We start from the raw sequence: 17176 nt of genomic DNA on the forward strand, positions 1-17176 counted from the left end.
TAAAGATTATCATACATGAGCCTTATCTTAAGTTCATATAAAATAAGAATTAATTTTTACAATCTATAATTTACACAAAAATGAGAAAAATAATCATCTGCTCAGTGATGCTCCTAAGTCTCACTACTACAGTGCAATGTACTAAACAAACTACCGAAGAGCGTGAGGTAGAACAAGCTGGATCTGCTATCCTAAGGGGGGAAACGCCTCCTGTGGATAGTGTGGGAAAAGTTGGGGATTATTACATTAATGAAAAAACAGCAGAGTTCTATGGTCCCAAAAAATCTGCCGAAGAGGGAGGTTGGGGTGCTCCTGTTCGCTTTGGAAAAGATATCAGTAGCAAAGCACGTATCCTCTCCGGCACTGGAATGCCTAAGAATACCGATGGAAACGAGGGAGATTGGTATCTTGACAAAGAGACTAAAAAACTCTATGGCCCCAAGACTAAAAACCAATGGGGAAATGGTATCGTACTGGGAGGAAACCCTAACAATGGTTCCAATCAGGATAACGATGCTTCCTTACCTAATTACCGCTTAGGAGATGAAGGGAAAACCCTACTTGCTTGGACGAACCCCAAAACTCAAGTTATTGATATGCGTAAGGATGCCAAGCTAAACCAAGTAGAAAAGCTCGAAATTGGGGCTGTTTCTGAGCAACGTGCTTTACAGAAATTTGTTCTCGGCGACCAAGTGGGAATCATAGGAGCCTCTGCTTTTAAGAACTGTTTTTATTTGGAAGAATTTGTATTCAATCGCAAACTAACTACCATAGAGGAAACTGCCTTTCAGTATTGCTTATACTTGGAAACCATGGAGCTCCCTGAAGGATTGGAGGTCTTAGGCCAGCAAGCCTTTGTCAGCTGTGTAAAACTTAAAAAAGTAGTAGTTCCTTCTACTTGTAAAAATATACATGGGGCTGCTTTTGAGAAATGTGAAGCCTTAGAAGAAGTTGTCCTCAAAGAAGGTATAGAGAATATCTATACCAATGCTTTTCAAGGTTGTAAAACCCTACGAAAGGTGGTATTCCCAGCTTCTTTGAAAGGCTTAGGTGCTGGAATCTTCAAGGATTCTGGGGTGACAGAGGTAACCTTCAAAGGAAATGTCCCTGAGAGTGGTCTCGGACAGGGTACTGGAAGTCCTTTCGAAGGAGTCGCTACTCTTGAAAAAATCTATGTCCCTGAGCAGTTCATAGAGGATTATAAAGCTCAACTCTCTGACTATAAAAATATTATTCATCCTATTAAATAATAATTCCATGGGAAATCTAATCAAATCAATTGTTATATCTACCTTGGGATTATTCACTATCGCCTTTATTTCTACAAGTTGTAACAAGGAAACAGTAGAGCAGCTCAAGGTAAAAAAAGCCAGTCGTATCTATATAGGTGACGGCACTCCACTCTTGGACAAAGGAGAAGCAGGTGATTATTATATTGATAAGCTCACAGGACTTCTCTATGGCCCCAAATCCGAAGAAAATGGTTGGGGAAAAAATCCTATCAAGCTCCTTGATGACAAGCAGTTATCTGGTAATACTTTTGTATCTGGTCAAGGTGCTCCCTCAGCTGACCAAGGAAAAATAGGTGACTTATACATTGACAAACAGAATCTTAAGATGTATGGTCCTAAAAGTGAACAAGGTTGGGGCAACCCTTACGAATTGGGGGATAGAACCCCTCATACTCCCAAAGACGAATGGCCTGACTATAGGCTTAGCAAAGATGGCAAAACCCTCCTTGCTTGGGTAAACCAACGTACTATACACATTGACATGCGTACTGACTCGAAACTCAATCAAGTAACTACTATTGCCAAAGAAGCTTTTACCCCTTCGTATGGTCTTACTTCTATTATCATTTCTGACAATGTAACCAAAATAGAAGAAAGTGCTTTCTCCGCACTGCCCTTCTTAGAAGTGGTCACTCTTCCTGGTAGTATCAAGGAAATTGTACGAGGACTATTCAACCAATGTCCTAGACTTAGGGTCATCAATCTTAATGAAGGAATACAGAGCATAGGAGATTTTTCTCTCTCAGATGCAAGTTTTGAAGAAATTAACCTACCTTCCTCCGTACGCAAGATAGGTGGATATGCCTTTGCCAACAATGAAAAACTACTGAAAATAAAACTGCGTGAAGGCCTTAAAGAAATCGGAAGTAGTGCTTTTGCCCATTGTACAGAACTCACTCATTTTGAGATTCCTGCAAGTGTAGAACGCATAGGAGAAGGAGCATTTTCAGACTGCCATAATGTAAATACCCTTGTACTCCACTCCAAAGAGATTCCTAAGTGGCCTAACTATCACTTAGCTGATTTCGAAGAACTTGTGGACATATACGTTCCTGATGAAAGTGTAACCCTCTACAAAAATGACCCAGAATGGGAACCCGATTGGGGAAAGATAAAACCTATCTCCAAAATGCCCAAACAATAAAAAGGAGTTTGACTTAGCCTGCATCAGTGTAGGCTAAGTCAGCCCCTAATCATTCTTCTATTTTTTAATTCCAACTATCACTTTATGAAAAAAGTATTCTTAGCCAGTTTAGCCATTTTCACAGCTATTCTTATCCTCAATTGTAGCAAAGAGGAATCCAAAAACAACGCTTCTTTGAAGCCGTTCGAACTTACCCCTACCGAGGTAAAAGTACCCATAGGAGAAACTACAACACTTACCATTAGCTCTGGCAATGGCTCATATAGAATTAATCAAAGTACTGAAAGTAAGGAAATTGCAGAAATCACTCTAAACAACGAAAATCAAAATATCCTTATAAAAGCTCTTAAGTCAGGTACTACAACCGCCTCTGTCACTGATCTGCTCAGCAAGACAGATCTTACTATCTCCATACAAGCAATCATTCCTCCTTCTTACTATACCTTGAGTGAAGACAAAAAAACACTGCTTAAGTGGAATGATACTCATTTGGAAGAACTTGACCTTTCTTCTGACCCTATTCTCAAAGAAATTACTTCTATCGGACAAGGTGCTTTCAAGGAAAATAGTACCCTAAAGAAAATTACACTTCATGAAAAGATTGTTTTCCTCTCTAAGGAAAGCTTTGCAAAGGTATCCAAATTAGAGACTATCAAGCTACCTAATTCTATAACTTCTATAGGTGAAGGTGCTTTTGCTGGTTGTACAGCACTAAAGGAAGTTACACTTCCTGAAAATGATTCCTTTACCTCTATTCCTAAAAGAGCTTTTGAAGAATGTAAGAGCCTTAGTACCTTACACCTTCCTAACACAATTAATGAGATAGGTATTCTTGCTTTTGCTGATGCAGGGCTCAAGGAAATACATTTCCCTGAGAACCTACTGACAATTAACCAGCAGGCTTTTGCTGGCAATAAAGAGCTTACTGAAATCACAATTCCTAAGAATGTGACCCTTATCAGCTTAGCGGCTTTCCAAGAAACAGCCCTGAAGACCATTAAGATAGAAGCCACCCTCCCACCTGCCCTGAAGTTTGGCATAGATTCCCAAACACAACAAGCGATAGAACCTTTCCCCTCCTCTACCCTACAGAATATCTTTGTACCAGAGCATGTGACCCAGACCTATCGTGACAAAGAAGGATGGCATAACTACGCTACTATTATCAACAAAAACAAGGAATTCAAGCACTTAGTTATCCGCCCTACTGAGGTAACTCTTTTTGTAGATGAGGTAAAACAGTTAGAAATTGTATCTGGAAACGATGATTATGATCTCGAAAGACCAGAGAGCTCTAAAGAAATTGCGTTTATTGGAATCACTAACAATCAGAAAATATTAGGTGTCCGAGGGAAAAAAGTAGGCGCTTTCAAAGCTATCATTGTGGATAAGATAACCAAAGAGAAAGTAGAAATCTCTATCACAGTACTCAATCCTTTTACACTTTCTCCCAAGCAATTAACTCTTACTGTTGGGCAGAGCAAAGAAGTCATCATAGATGGCAATGGAGACTATGAAATCCCTACCAATGCTCATGTAAACCTCAGTCTTTCTGGAGATAAAAAGAAACTTATAGTCAAGGGATTACAAGAGGGAGATACACAAGTGGTTATCAAGGATAAGAAAGCCAATCTGTCAGCTACCCTAAGTATCAAAGTAACGGCCGCAGCACCCTCTATCAAAGAATTTAGCCTATCTGCAAGCCAACTCACTCTAAAGATGAACGAAGAGAAAAGAGTAATCCTACAAGGAAATGAAGATTATGAGATAGGAAACAGCCAAATGGCACAGCTTACCCTATCAGATGATAAGAAAACGCTTATCGTAAAAGCTATAAAAGCAGGAGAAGAAACCATTAAGATAAAAGACAAAAAGGCGAACAAGGAACTGCCCTTACATATTGCTGTCCTAAGGCCTTTTAGTATCAATCCAAGTACCTTGAATATCAAAGTAGGGCAAACTCAATCCATTGCTGTAGAGGGAGGAGGACGTTACCAGATAAGTCAAAACTCTTTGGTAGAGGTAGTCTCTCAGACAGAACATCTGATTACCTTCAAAGGGAAAACTGTAGGTAGTGGAAGTATCTCTATCAAAGACGAGCGTGCCAATAAGACCCTTGAGCTTACTGTAAAAGTTACACAAGCTTTAGTTCCCTTTCATATCTCCCCTTCTACCATACATGTGAAAGTAGGTGAGACAAAAACTGTAACTATCACTGGCAATGGAAAATATGAATTAAGTAAAACCTCCAGCCTTTATGTAGAACTAACCTTTAACCAAGCAGGAACACTTACTATCAAAGGGAAAGCCAAGGGAGAAGAAACTCTCTATGTACGTGACCTCAATAGTGTTAGTGAAGAGAAAGACAAAAATGACAACAAGGATCATGATTCCGAGGACAATGAAGAAGCCAAAAACTATGAGTCTCGTAAACTCACCATTACAGTAGTCCCAGCTGCTATGGCAAAACCATTCGAATCAGATGGTTATACTCTTAGCAAATGGCTAGATACCAATGAAGAAGTAGCGGATCTTACCAAATATCCTGAACTAAGTGAGGTAGAAATGATTGGTGAGGGAGCTTTCAAAGGACTTCCTAACTTAAAAACAGTTATCCTAACCGATAAAATCAATTTTATAGACAGTGAAGCCTTTATAAATTGTACCGCTTTAGAAAGTATCAAGTTTGGAGCAAATCTTGATGAAATAAGCGCTAGAGCTTTCTCAGGATGTACTAAACTTGCCAAAATAAATATTCCTAAGTACGTCAGACGTATAGGAGGTGGTGCTTTTGATGATTGCAATGCTTTGAAAACTATCATATTGCGTCATACACAAGTAGCTCCTTTCCACAATCAATTAGGTTATCTAAATGCTACCATCTATGTCCCTAATGATCTTGTAGATGAGTACAAGAACGATATGGATTGGGAACCCTATAAAAATAAAATAAAATCTATTTCTGAGCTAACTAATAGAAAAACAAGAAAATAATTACTTATAAAGATGAAAAGAATATATATACTTTCCTTACTTTCCTTACTGCTATTTGCTTGTCAAAAGGAGAACTCTCAAGGAAAAGAAAACCCTGGCAATCCTACACCAGAGAAGCCTCAGCCTACACCTATACCTCCTACTCCACCCACCAAGGAGAAGACCCCCGAGGAATTACTCGAAGGAGAATGGCGCTTACTTTCTATCAAAGATAGCAATGATCCTTTGGAGAGAGAGCTCTCCAACTGTAAGCGACAATCCTCTATTACCTTTTCCAAGGAGTACAAGGCATCAGAAGTTTCTTATTACTTAGACAAAGAATTGGGAGAATGCAAACATAATTCTCACCAATATACCGTAAGTATTCAGAAAGATCAACTTACCCTTACAGAAGGAGCCCAAAAAGAGACTTACACCTATCGGATTAAGGAAAATATTCTTACCCTTAGTTTTCCTCTAAAACAGAAAGATGGAAAAACTATCACAGTAACTACCACCTATAAAAAGGATTACCTATACAATCCTAAAAAGGAATTGGTGGGTACTTGGTATATTCATCACTTAAAAAGAGCGGGATATGATTACAATGATATACTGGAAAATGGACAATGTATGACTAAAGAAAAAATCATATTTACAGATACAGATATCAAAATCTATCAATATGATTTGGGTAGCTTACAGTGTAAAGAAGTCATCTACCAAGGAGCGTATGAGATTTCTGAAGATCTGAGTAAAATCATCGTTACCTCCAAAAGGAATGGATTCAAAGGTAACCGAGAATTCTTCCTCAGCGATGGCACCTTGGAACTATTTGGATATATAGCCAATGGGGATTTAGAACAGAAATTTTATAGAAAAGAAAAGAAATATACTGATGAGTAATAGGATTTTTTTTACCTTATTTTTCTCTTTATTCCCATATATCCTCCTATCTCAAGAAGAAAAAGATAAGATGTATTCTTTGGATTCTGTGGTCGTATCTGCTCAAATAGAACCCCAATCAATTAAGAAATCTGTTAAGAATGTACAGGTCATTAGCAAAGAACAGATTCAAAAAATGGGTGCAGTAAACCTCGCTGATGTGCTCAACCAATATGTCAATATCTCAGTACTTCCCAATGTAAATACTGGAAAACAGACAGTATCCATGATGGGATTAGGAGGAAACTATTTCAAGGTTCTGGTAGATAATATTCCCTTAGTCAGTGAGAATGGTTTTGGTAATAATACAGACCTTTCTCAGGTAAACTTGGATGATGTAGAACGTATCGAAATTGTAGAGGGAGCTATGGGAGTCACCCATGGAGCTAATGCTGTCACGGGTATACTCAACATCATTACTAAGAAAACAAACAAACATCGTTGGGAAGTGGGCTATACTATACAGGAAGAAAGTATCGGTTCCGAATACAATCTTTCGAATAAGGGGCGGCATATACAAACCTTCAAGGCCTCTCATAGCCTAAATGATTCTTGGTTTTTCTCCTTGGGAAGTACTCACAATAAGTATCAAGGATTTTGGAATGGATATCATGGAAAAAACTATTTCCAAACAGATGGGAAAAGAGGGTATCGTACCTCACCCTATGAGAGCCTACAGAGCAATGCTCTACTTAGCTATCGAAAAGATAAGCTAAAGCTCCTCTATAAGTTTGAATATATGAACGAACGGTTTGAAGCTTATGATCGCACTGCTGAATCTACCTTTAGTCCTCTCTACAGAAGTTATCATTTTGGGGATGACCGTCGTGACTTTTATTTGCGCTATTTCCATCATCTGAATCTCAATGGAGCACTCTCCAAGTGGCTCTATAATGTTTCTTTCTCTTACCAATACCAAGAACGCAAAGAAGAAGAGTTTCGCTATATGATCGAGTATCAAAAGGAAATCAATAATAAGGAAAGAAAAACACATTCGATGCGGGTATTCTACTCCACCGGAAGTGTAAGTCGTCCCTTAGCCCATAAGAAACTCCTCTGGCAAATGGGGTATGAACTGACACGTAATACGGGATTCTCCTTGATCAGCGATCAAGGACAAACCCTCAAGGAGGTAGAGCGACAGGTGGATAACTATGACCTATATTCTGTATTAGAATGGCATCTTTCTGATCATTTTTCCCTTCGCCCTGGGGGCCGAGTTTCCTTCCAGCGCCTTTTTCAGAACCAATATGCTTATTCCTTGGGTAGTAGATGGACTCTTGATAACCATTGGGAATGGAGGGCTTCTGTAGGAAAATCCTATAGGACTCCCAGCTTTGAGGAACTCTATACTAAGAGTGTCTTCTTAGGGCATGCTTTCTTAGGAAATGAGAACCTACTTCCTGAAAAAGGCCTCTCGGCAGAGACTAGTATCAAAAAAACTTCTCTCATAGGAGAAGAAGGGGTACTAACCCAGAGCTTAGGGCTTGATTATAACAATATCAAGGACAAAATCCATAGTGTACTCTTGGATATGACCAATGGAATGCCGCATACACAATATATTAATATCAGTAAGTACACAAGCTATAACCTCTCTACCTCTCACAGTCTAAAGTTATCAGCCTGGGAGGCTTCCCTAAGAGGTGCTTTTACTTGGATTTCTCAAAAAATTGATACAGAACGCTATAGAACTGATGATCGCTACCTACTGAATATCAATGCCAATGCTAGCCTTTCCTATACAATAGAGAAGTGGAATACTTCTTTTTCAGCTTATTACAAATTTGTAGGAAAGTCTCAGATGTGGCAAATGTCCAGTACAGGATATGTCATAGCTGACTTAGACCCCTATGGGTGGTTGGATGTTTCTATACAAAAAAGATGCTTTCAGCGAAAGTTAGAAATCACCTTAGGCTCACGAAATGTACTTAATACTATGGATGTGGGACTGTATCAAAAAACTATGGCTGGGGAAAAAGTGCGACTTAACTTTCCTATGGGAAATGGACGAAACTATTTTCTAAAGCTTACTTATAACCTGAATATAAATTAATTACATAAAGATATGAGAAAATATTTTTTGATGCTCTCCCTCATTGGAGGGCTATTGGTAAACTGCTCTAAAGCAGATGAAGCGGAGAAAAAACCGCTCCCCCCTACCCCCTCCCCAGCTCCTACCCCTTCTCCTGAGAAGAATCTTATAGAAGCAGGTAAGGCATATACCCTACTCCCTGAAGTAGGTGGAGCTAACGAACCCAATCAGGTATATGTAGATCTCAGTTCTGGGAAAATGACTTCCATAAGAAGAGATGCTTGGGACTTAGCTTTCTATTGTGGAGACGATTTCAGGGTTATCCTAAATCCCTCTATTGCTATGACGGTAAAGGAAACTCCTTTTACCGATATACACAAGTTTGTAGCTCCTGTATCTGAAATTCTCTTTGATGATGACCCTAAGCTACCTTCTCGAAAACCTATTGCCGATCACCTAATTGATGATCCTAGAGGTATCCTACAAGAAGAAGCAGGACTAAAAGGAACCGGTACGGCTATTGCACAGATTTCTGAAAAGGAAGGAGAAAATAAAGTATACCTCCTAAACCTTGGGAATGAGATAAGTACCACTACTCCTGAAACTGGAGGTATAAACCTACAAGGAGCACACCGAGGTTTTATGAAGATACGTGTAAAAAGAAGTGGTAATGGATATGAGATCTCTTATGCCAAAAATGATGAACTCAAAGATATCAAAACTGTTACTATCTCAAAGGATCCTGAATATAACTTTGTCTTCTTAAGCCTTACTACTGGACAAAAGGTACAAGTACAGCCTAAAAAGAAGAACTGGGATCTATGCTTTACCCCCTCTACTAGTTGGTTCAGTACTGAAAAAGAGAAAATAGGTTCTCCTTTTAATAGTACTACTTTTTTTCCTGATATGATTATCAGTAACCTACATGGCCAAACCAAAGCTACTATATTTCAATCCTCTGATAAGAGTGAAGAAAAGCGTAATGTTGAATATAGCGCTTATACGAAGGAGAAAGCCTTGAAAATTAATTTTTCTTTAGAAAAATATAATAACCAGATGATTATAGGTAGAAATTGGCGTGATAACCAACAGGGAGCTCTTATAAGAAATGAGTTATTTTATCTTATCAAAGATGGAGATGGAAACTACTTCAAGCTCAAGATATTATCTATGAAAAATGATAAAGGAGAGCGTGGTTACCCTGCCTTCGAATATGAGTTGCTAAAGTAGAGACAAAGGGTAAAACAAAAAGGCTGTCTGAAAAGTCTAAAATATTGTCTTTCAAAAGTTTAAATTGAATATTTTTATATTTTATTCTATTGAAAATCAGGTATTTTAGATTCTGTTATAGGGGCAAAGTCCGCGAACAAGCGGAGTATGTGATGCAATTTGCCCGCTAAAAACAAGACTTTTCGGACAGCCTCTTTTTTAGCACCTCTCGGCTACTTCCTTACAATCTCGCCTTATCTTCCTATAGAAAAGCGGATAGGTAAGCCAGTAGAAGAGCCATACAATAGGCATTAGTATCCATATAGCAAAGTACAGATATGCATGGAAACACTTAAGGAGAAACTTCCTTCGGGGACTCTGATAAATAGCTCTTGCCCAAATGCCAAACAGACGATTGGCTTTCTTTTCAGCTGAGAGTAGAAAGGGCTTTACTTGTACCCCCCCTTGAGCAACAATCTCTTTTTGCAAAGACTGCTGATACTCTCCTTTTTGTGAATGGTTTAAAACCAATTCTCCGTATTGAGTAGCATTGGTTATATCCTTTTGAGAAACTCCCGGTAGAGGAAAAATACCTAAGTACTTATCTTTCTTGCCTGTAAAGAGCCAATGAACAATTGTCAGTACACTGATATGGTTATAATGACGATCGGTAAGAGCAATATTAGCTACTATACGGGCACCCTTCTTCACAAGCATATTTCGTACTTTCTCTTGTGCTTTTATCCACATATTACGAGTCCCTGAGAGAGTTACTACTGGTTTTCCCTCCAAAAGTACTCGTGCTTGCTCACTTTTAAGAAAGGAAGTCACCGGAATAGATGGGGAAAGATACCATACTTGGTAGGCTAAAACCACAAGATCATATTCTTGTGTCTCGATATCAGGAGGCATTGCCTTTATTGGTTGAGGTAACTCTAAAAAAGACTCTGGAAAAGCCCCAAAAAAACTCTCATTTGTCCATGGAAAAGAATAAGGAGTCTCCATTTGTATCTCATAGAAATCTACAGGGATCCCTTGTTTTTGAAAAGGAGCTACAAAATTATCCGCTATTTCCTTGAGTTGACCTGACTGGGTGTAATATATTACTAATATACGTTTCATCCGAATTCTATTTCTCTGCATTACGCGCTTCAATCCACTTGCGGGCATTGATAAACGCCTCTAACCAAGGACTAACTGCTGTTTTTTCACTCGGATAGTACGCCCATTGCCAAGGGAAAACCGAACGCTCTATATGGGGCATTGTTACCAAATGTCGGCCTGTTTTGTCGCATAACATAGCCGTGTTGTAATCAGAGCCATTAGGGTTGGCAGGGTACTCCTGATAAGCGTATTTACCTACGATATTATATTCGGTTTCTGCCAATGGCAAGTGGAATTTCCCTTCGCCGTGTGATATCCATACCCCTAAGGTACTACCGGCAAGGGTGGAGAGCATCACCGAGTTGTTCTCTGGAATGGTTACTGATACAAAGCCACTTTCGTGCTTGCCACTATCGTTATGCCACATTTTTCCGTGCTCTGCGTGCTCAGGATTGATGACTTCTAACTCCATAAACAACTGACAGCCATTACAGATACCTACTGAAAGGGTATCGGGGCGGGCAAAGAAGTTATCCAATGCTTTTTTAGCTTGCTCGTTGTAGAGCAAAGCACCTGTCCAACCTTTGGCACTGCCTAAGACATCGGAGTTAGAGAAACCACCTACAGCCCCTATAAATTGTACATCTTCTAAGGTTTCACGTCCGCTGATAAGGTCGGTAGTATGTACGTCTTTCACATCAAAGCCTGCTAAGTATAGGGCATTTGCCATTTCGCGCTCGGAGTTGCTACCCTTTTCGCGTATCACTGCCGCTATAGGGCGTTTGCCTGCGGGGCGTGCGGGTTTTTCGCCCGTGAAATGTGCTGGGAAAGTGTATTGTAAAGGCTGTTCGGAGTAGTTTTGATAACGCTCGGTTGCCTTGTCGTTTTGAGTTTGTTGTTTATCTAACAGATAAGAAGTGAGATACCACACATCGCGCAATTCAGGGATATTGAAATGGTACGATTTTCCGAAATGGTGAATGGTAAGTTCTTGTGAAGTAGTTACTTCACCTATATTAGCCCATTCTAAGAAGTGTGCTTCCAAAGTAGCTTCAATGCTGCTATCGGCTTGTATTACCACCCCTGCATTTTCGGCAAAAAGGGTTTTGATAAGGTCTTCATCGGCAGAGAGTCCGCTCAAATCGATGGTAGCCCCTAAGTCGTTTTCGGCAAAGCACATCTCTAAGAGCGTTGTGATAAGTCCGCCACTACCAATGTCGTGTCCTGCTTGTATTTTACCTTCTTTTATGAGTGATTGTAATACGTTGAAAGCTGTTTTAAAACCTTCGGCATCTGTTACGGTAGAGGCTTTATCGCCTATTTTGTTTAATACTTGGGCAAAAGCTGAACCCCCTAATTCAAATTGAGCACCCGAGAAGTTGATATAATAAATGTTGCCTCCATTGCGTTTCAATACAGGTTCTACTACTTTTTGTACCTCAGTACAATGGGCAGCCGCCGAAATAATCACCGTACCTGGAGCAATTACATCACCACCGTCGGGGTATTTTTGTTTCATTGATAGGGAATCTTTACCGGTAGGGATATTGATGCCCAATTCAATTGCGAAATTAGAAGCGGCTTCTACAGCTTCGTACAAACGCGCGTCTTCTCCTTTATTGCGGCACGCCCACATCCAGTTGGCGGATAGCGATACACTTTGCAAGCCGTCTTTTAGTGGCGCCCAAACGATGTTAGTCAGTGCTTCAGCGATAGCATTACGACTACCTGCGGTAGGGCTGATGAGTGCCGTAAGAGGCGAATGACCTATGCTAGTGGCGATTCCTTCTTTGCCATTGTAGTCCAAAGCCATAACCCCTACGTTGTTCAAAGGGAGTTGTAGTGCGCCTGCACATTGTTGTTTGGCGACTTTACCCCCTACACAACGGTCTACCTTATTGGTAAGCCAGTCTTTACAAGCCACACTTTCTAATTGCAGTACTTGTACCAAATAGTTCTGTAACTGACTTGCATAGTAGTGTAACTCTTCGTAGTTAGTAACTACTGTTTCATCGGTCATTACGGTTTTTGGCGAACTGCCAAAGAGCGCGCTGAGGTCTAAATCCATTGGGCGGGTACCTTTCTTTGCAGAAGCAATGCTGAAATGCTTGTCGTTGGTAACCACACCTACCTCGTACATAGGCGCACGCTCGCGGTCGGCAATGGTTTTTAGTTTGGCAATAGCCTTTTCAGGCAATACCAATCCCATACGCTCTTGAGATTCGTTACCTATAATTTCCTTGTCCGATAGGGTAGGGTCGCCTACGGGCAGTTTGTCTAAGTCGATTTTACCACCGGTTTCTTCTATGAGTTCCGAAAGACAGTTGAGGTGTCCGCCAGCCCCGTGGTCGTGTATAGAAACGATAGGGTTCTCGTCCGATTCTACCATTGCGCGGATAGCATTGGCAGCGCGTTTTTGCATTTCGGGGTTAGAACGCTGTACGGCATTGAGCTCGATACCTGTGCCAAAAGCACCAGTATTGGCAGATGATACAGCAGCACCTCCCATACCGATGCGGTAGTTTTCACCGCCTAAGATAACGATTTTGTCGCCTTCCTTGGGGGTGTGCTTTATGGCTTGTGAGGCTTTGGCATACCCCACGCCTCCTGCTTGCATAATCACTTTGTCGAAGCCTAATTTGCGTCCGCCTTCTTCGTGTTCAAAGGTGAAGAGAGAGCCCGTAATGAGCGGTTGCCCGAATTTATTACCAAAATCGCTTGCCCCGTTAGAGGCTTTGATGAGGATATCCATTGGTGTTTGGTACAACCATTGGCGTTCTGCCATTCCTTTTTCCCAAGGGCGGTCTTCTTCTAAGCGAGGGTAAGCCGTCATATACACCGCCGTACCTGCCAAAGGCAAAGAACCTTGTCCGCCTGCGAGACGGTCGCGTATTTCACCTCCCGAACCTGTAGCCGCCCCGTTGAAAGGCTCTACCGTAGTGGGGAAGTTGTGGGTTTCGGCTTTGAGTGAGAGCACTGCCTCAAAAGGTTTTACCTCGTAGAAATCGGGTTTATCGGCACTTTTAGGTGCGAACTGGTCAACGGTAGCCCCTTTGATGAAAGCCACATTGTCCTTATAAGCCGAAACAATGCTATTAGGGTGTTCTTGCGAAGTCTTTTTAATGAGTTTGAAGAGGGTAGAAGGTTTTTCCTCACCATTGATAACAAAAGTACCATTGAAGATTTTATGGCGACAGTGTTCGGAGTTGATTTGCGAGAAGCCAAACACCTCCGAGTCGGTGAGTTTGCGCCCGAGTTGTTGAGAGAGATTTTGCAGATAGGCAACTTCTTCGGCGCTTAGCGCAAGTCCCTCTTGTTGGTTATACGCCTCGATATCATCGATTTCGAGTGTTGTTTGCGGTTGAATGTCGATAGTAAAACTATCTTGGGTAAGACCGTTGTATCGCTCAAAGAGCATAGGGTCGAAAGGCGTATTGGGGTCGGTTACCTCGTGGAACTCCTCGATGCGGGTAATCCCCTGAATGTCCATATTTTGGGTAATTTCCACCGCATTGGTACTCCAAGGGGTAATCATTGCCGCACGGGGTCCGATGAAAGTACCTTGAAGTGTTTGCTGATTGAGTTGCTCAGCATTGCCAAAGAGCCATTTGAGTTTGTTGAGGTCGCCCTCAGTGAGGGCAGCTTCAGTAGCTATCACATAGATAGTGTTTTTTGGGTTTTTAAAGAAGAGAAGCATTTTTTCAATAATTAATGGTTAATGATAAATGACGAATGACAATGTTAGTTTGTCATTCGTCATAAATGATTAGTTTTTTGCTGTATAAGTTACTTTTCCATCTATGGAAAGCTCTTGTGTTTTAGGATTATAGATATATTTACCTCCTTTGTAAGTACCATTGGTTTCCTGTTTTAAAATAGGATTCTGATCTTCATTTGTAATAAATAGCTCTACTTGGCTGTTGTCACCATCTTTGGCTACAATAAAGGCACTGATTACAGCCACTTCTTCCTTCTCTTCCACAGGATTCAGGCGGGTACCTACCTCAAATACTTGGATACATTCTCCACGAAGGACACTCCAAGTGAATCCTGCACTACCTATACAACCATGCTCATCTCTGTCATCTCCTACCATAGGAGTGTCCTGAGTAACTTCAGAGGTGCCTGTAGTGTTTTCTGATTGGTTGGGAGTGGTATTGTTACATGCGGTAAAAGAAACAGCAATTATAGGAAGTATAAATGTTGCTTTCATGAAACTTCATTTTGGATTAAGGCACAAAGATAAGAAATAAAAAGCAAAATAACATCCTCTGAGAAAAAATAATTTTTATCTTTCACACTCTACAAAAAATATGTACATTTGTAAAAAATTTCATCATGAATATTCTCTATACCTTAATCACTCGCTTGGTGGCCTGTGCCCTCCCCCTACTCTCTTTGTTTAGTAAGAAGATAAAGCTCTTCTACCGAGGGCGGAAGGAGAGTTTTCATATCTTAGAGACACATATTCAGGAGGATGACCAGATCATCTGGCTACATGCAGCCTCACTTGGCGAATACGAACAAGGACTCCCTATTATTAAGAAACTAAAAGAAGTATTCCCTGAGAAAAAAATTGTTGTTACTTTCTTCTCCCCCTCTGGCTATGAGGCGAAAAAGCATAGCAAGGATGCCGATGTTATTCTCTATCTTCCTATGGATATCCCTAAGAGGGTGAATCGCTTTCTTGATTTACTACATCCTGAAATGGCTATTTTTGTCAAATACGAATTTTGGCAGAATTATCTATTTGCTCTTAAGAACAGACACATACCTACTTATCTGGTTTCTGGTGTGTTCCGTAAAGACCAATTATTCTTCAAAAAAAGAAGCTATGGAATGCGTGCTGTGCTTCCTTGTTTCACTCATTTCTTTGTTCAGAATGAGAATGCCAAACTGCTATTGCAATCTATAGGATTTACCAATATAACAGTAAGTGGAGACACTCGTTTTGACCGAGTGATGGAGATACTCTCTCGTGATAACAAGCTTTCTTTCGTAGAAGAATTTCTCTCTGGTGCTCCTTGTATGGTTTTTGGTAGTTCATGGAAGGCTGACGAAGATGTATATATTCCTTTTCTAAATTCTTACAAAGGAAATATGAAGTTTATCATTGCTCCTCATGAAGTAGGTAACAAGGATAAAATATTATCTCTCAAAGAAAGAATTCATAAATATGTAGGCATTCTTTCTGAAGTAGATAAACAAAAATTACCCTCATACGAAGTTCTTATAGTAGACAAAATTGGTCTACTTACTAAAATATATAGTTATGCTTCTATTGCTTATGTAGGAGGAGGAATGGGGAAAAAAGGATTGCACAATATTTTAGAGCCTGCTGTATTCAGTATTCCTGTAGTAATAGGGAAAAATTATGAAAAGTTCAACGAAGCTAAAGATCTGATAGAAAGAGAAGGAGTTTTTTCTATAAAAGATACTGATGAATTTACAAAAATCGCTTCTTTTTTATTCACCAATGTTATACAAAGGAAGAAAGCTGGAGTACTTAACTATAATTATATCATTTCAAACACAGGAGCTACTAATGCTTTCGTTGATTTTGTAAATAAATAATATTATTTTGCATATATACAAAGAAAAACAGAATAAATAGCCTACTATTTATTCTGTTTTTATATACTTTTATTTAAGTATTTTTCTAATTATCCGACTGTACAACAAAAGGCAAAACCGATGTCTGTCTGATCAATTGAACTCTTTAGCAATACAGTACTATCTTAGAAAAAAGACTATTCACAAAGTGAATAGTCTAAATTTTTAGATATATAATTATTAAAAACAAATAAAACCCTTATAAGGGTTTTATTTATTTCTTTTTCAAGAATTCTTCTGCTAATTCTGGAGCCATTACTCCTTCGACGAAGGTATAAGCACCTGTTTTAGGAGATTTTACCATCTTTATTACTTTGGTCAATCTCTTTGATTTTCCTTGTAAAGTTGCTACTGTTTTCTTTGCCATAGTTTCGTTTATTTAATTTCTTTGTGAACAGTTACTTTCTTCAAGATAGGATTGTACTTTTTAAGCTCTAGCCTATCTGGAGTATTCTTTTTATTTTTAGTAGTAATATATCTTGAAGTTCCAGGCATTCCTGAATCTTTGTGTTCTGTACACTCTAAGATTACTTGTATTCTATTTCCTTTTTTAGCCATTGTTACAGTAAATTAATGAGTTATTTTATAAATCCTTGTTTTTTTGCTTCTTTGAGTACTGCGGAAATTCCTTTTTTATTGATGGTTTTTATTGCATTGGTTGATACACGCAAAGTAATCCATCTGTCTTCCTCTGGAATATAGAAACGCTTAGTGGTTAAATTCACCTTAAACTTTCTTTTTGTTTTGTTCATAGCGTGAGAAACATTGTTTCCCCCCATAGCTTTTTTACCTGTCAATTCGCAAACTTGTGCCATTTTATCACTTTTTAGTTTATTATTCAATCAGGGTGCAAAGTAACGA

At 39.6% G+C, this 17176-nt stretch carries 13 protein-coding genes; 7 read left to right on the top strand and 6 right to left on the bottom strand.

Annotation, left to right across the window (positions count from 1 at the left end):
* Positions 1 to 80: 80 nt before the first annotated feature.
* From CGC50_RS03120 to CGC50_RS03145, 6 genes are all read left to right on the top strand, one after another.
* Complete coding sequence (locus CGC50_RS03120; protein WP_111986515.1) at positions 81 to 1250, top strand: leucine-rich repeat domain-containing protein; 1170 nt, start codon at positions 81 to 83, stop codon at positions 1248 to 1250.
* Positions 1251 to 1257: 7 nt separating this feature from the next.
* Entirely contained in the window at positions 1258 to 2436 is a 1179-nt protein-coding gene (locus CGC50_RS03125) for a leucine-rich repeat domain-containing protein (protein ID WP_002670681.1), read from the top strand.
* Positions 2437 to 2520: 84 nt separating this feature from the next.
* A complete protein-coding gene (locus tag CGC50_RS03130; RefSeq protein ID WP_095909641.1) occupies positions 2521 to 5430 on the top strand; it encodes a leucine-rich repeat domain-containing protein in 2910 nt (969 codons plus the stop codon).
* 12 nt (positions 5431 to 5442) lie between these two features.
* A complete protein-coding gene (locus tag CGC50_RS03135) occupies positions 5443 to 6315 on the top strand; it encodes a lipocalin-like domain-containing protein (RefSeq protein ID WP_095909642.1) in 873 nt (290 codons plus the stop codon).
* On the top strand, positions 6308 to 8410 hold the full coding sequence (locus CGC50_RS03140) for a TonB-dependent receptor plug domain-containing protein (protein ID WP_095909643.1): 2103 nt from the start codon (positions 6308 to 6310) through the stop codon (positions 8408 to 8410). The genes CGC50_RS03135 and CGC50_RS03140 overlap by 8 nt, the downstream gene beginning before the upstream one ends.
* Before the next feature lie 12 nt (positions 8411 to 8422).
* Positions 8423 to 9619: an HmuY family protein gene (locus tag CGC50_RS03145; RefSeq protein WP_232781175.1), complete on the top strand. Its 1197-nt coding sequence runs from the start codon at positions 8423 to 8425 to the stop codon at positions 9617 to 9619.
* A gap of 198 nt (positions 9620 to 9817) precedes the next feature.
* On the opposite strand, the gene CGC50_RS03150 is transcribed toward CGC50_RS03145, so the two are convergent.
* The 3 genes from CGC50_RS03150 to CGC50_RS03160 form a co-directional block, all read right to left on the bottom strand.
* The gene (locus CGC50_RS03150; RefSeq protein ID WP_095909645.1) at positions 9818 to 10720 is read right to left on the bottom strand and encodes a flavodoxin; all 903 of its coding nucleotides are present in this window, start codon (positions 10718 to 10720) and stop codon (positions 9818 to 9820) included.
* Positions 10721 to 10727: 7 nt separating this feature from the next.
* Positions 10728 to 14399, bottom strand: coding sequence for a phosphoribosylformylglycinamidine synthase (purL, locus tag CGC50_RS03155; protein WP_095909646.1), 3672 nt, complete (start codon positions 14397 to 14399; stop codon positions 10728 to 10730).
* Between the two features lie 69 nt (positions 14400 to 14468).
* Entirely contained in the window at positions 14469 to 14915 is a 447-nt protein-coding gene (locus CGC50_RS03160; RefSeq protein WP_095909647.1) for a hypothetical protein, read from the bottom strand.
* Between the two features lie 125 nt (positions 14916 to 15040).
* On the opposite strand from CGC50_RS03160, the gene CGC50_RS03165 reads away from it, so the two are divergent.
* Positions 15041 to 16276 (top strand): 3-deoxy-D-manno-octulosonic acid transferase, encoded by a 1236-nt coding sequence (locus CGC50_RS03165; RefSeq protein ID WP_095909648.1) that lies wholly within the window; start codon positions 15041 to 15043, stop codon positions 16274 to 16276.
* Positions 16277 to 16529: 253 nt separating this feature from the next.
* Here CGC50_RS03165 and CGC50_RS03170 read toward each other — a convergent pair whose 3' ends face one another.
* The 3 genes from CGC50_RS03170 to rpmB are packed head-to-tail and all read right to left on the bottom strand — an operon-like array spanning position 16530 to position 17130.
* A complete protein-coding gene (locus CGC50_RS03170; RefSeq protein ID WP_002670441.1) occupies positions 16530 to 16682 on the bottom strand; it encodes a DUF4295 domain-containing protein in 153 nt (50 codons plus the stop codon).
* Between the two features lie 8 nt (positions 16683 to 16690).
* Complete coding sequence (rpmG, locus tag CGC50_RS03175; RefSeq protein ID WP_002670724.1) at positions 16691 to 16873, bottom strand: 50S ribosomal protein L33; 183 nt, start codon at positions 16871 to 16873, stop codon at positions 16691 to 16693.
* Between the two features lie 20 nt (positions 16874 to 16893).
* Complete coding sequence (gene rpmB / locus CGC50_RS03180) at positions 16894 to 17130, bottom strand: 50S ribosomal protein L28 (RefSeq protein ID WP_002670675.1); 237 nt, start codon at positions 17128 to 17130, stop codon at positions 16894 to 16896.
* Positions 17131 to 17176 lie beyond the last annotated feature (46 nt).

Origin of the sequence: Capnocytophaga gingivalis (genome assembly GCF_002302415.1) — a bacterium.
Taxonomy (GTDB): Bacteria; Bacteroidota; Bacteroidia; order Flavobacteriales; family Flavobacteriaceae; genus Capnocytophaga; species Capnocytophaga gingivalis.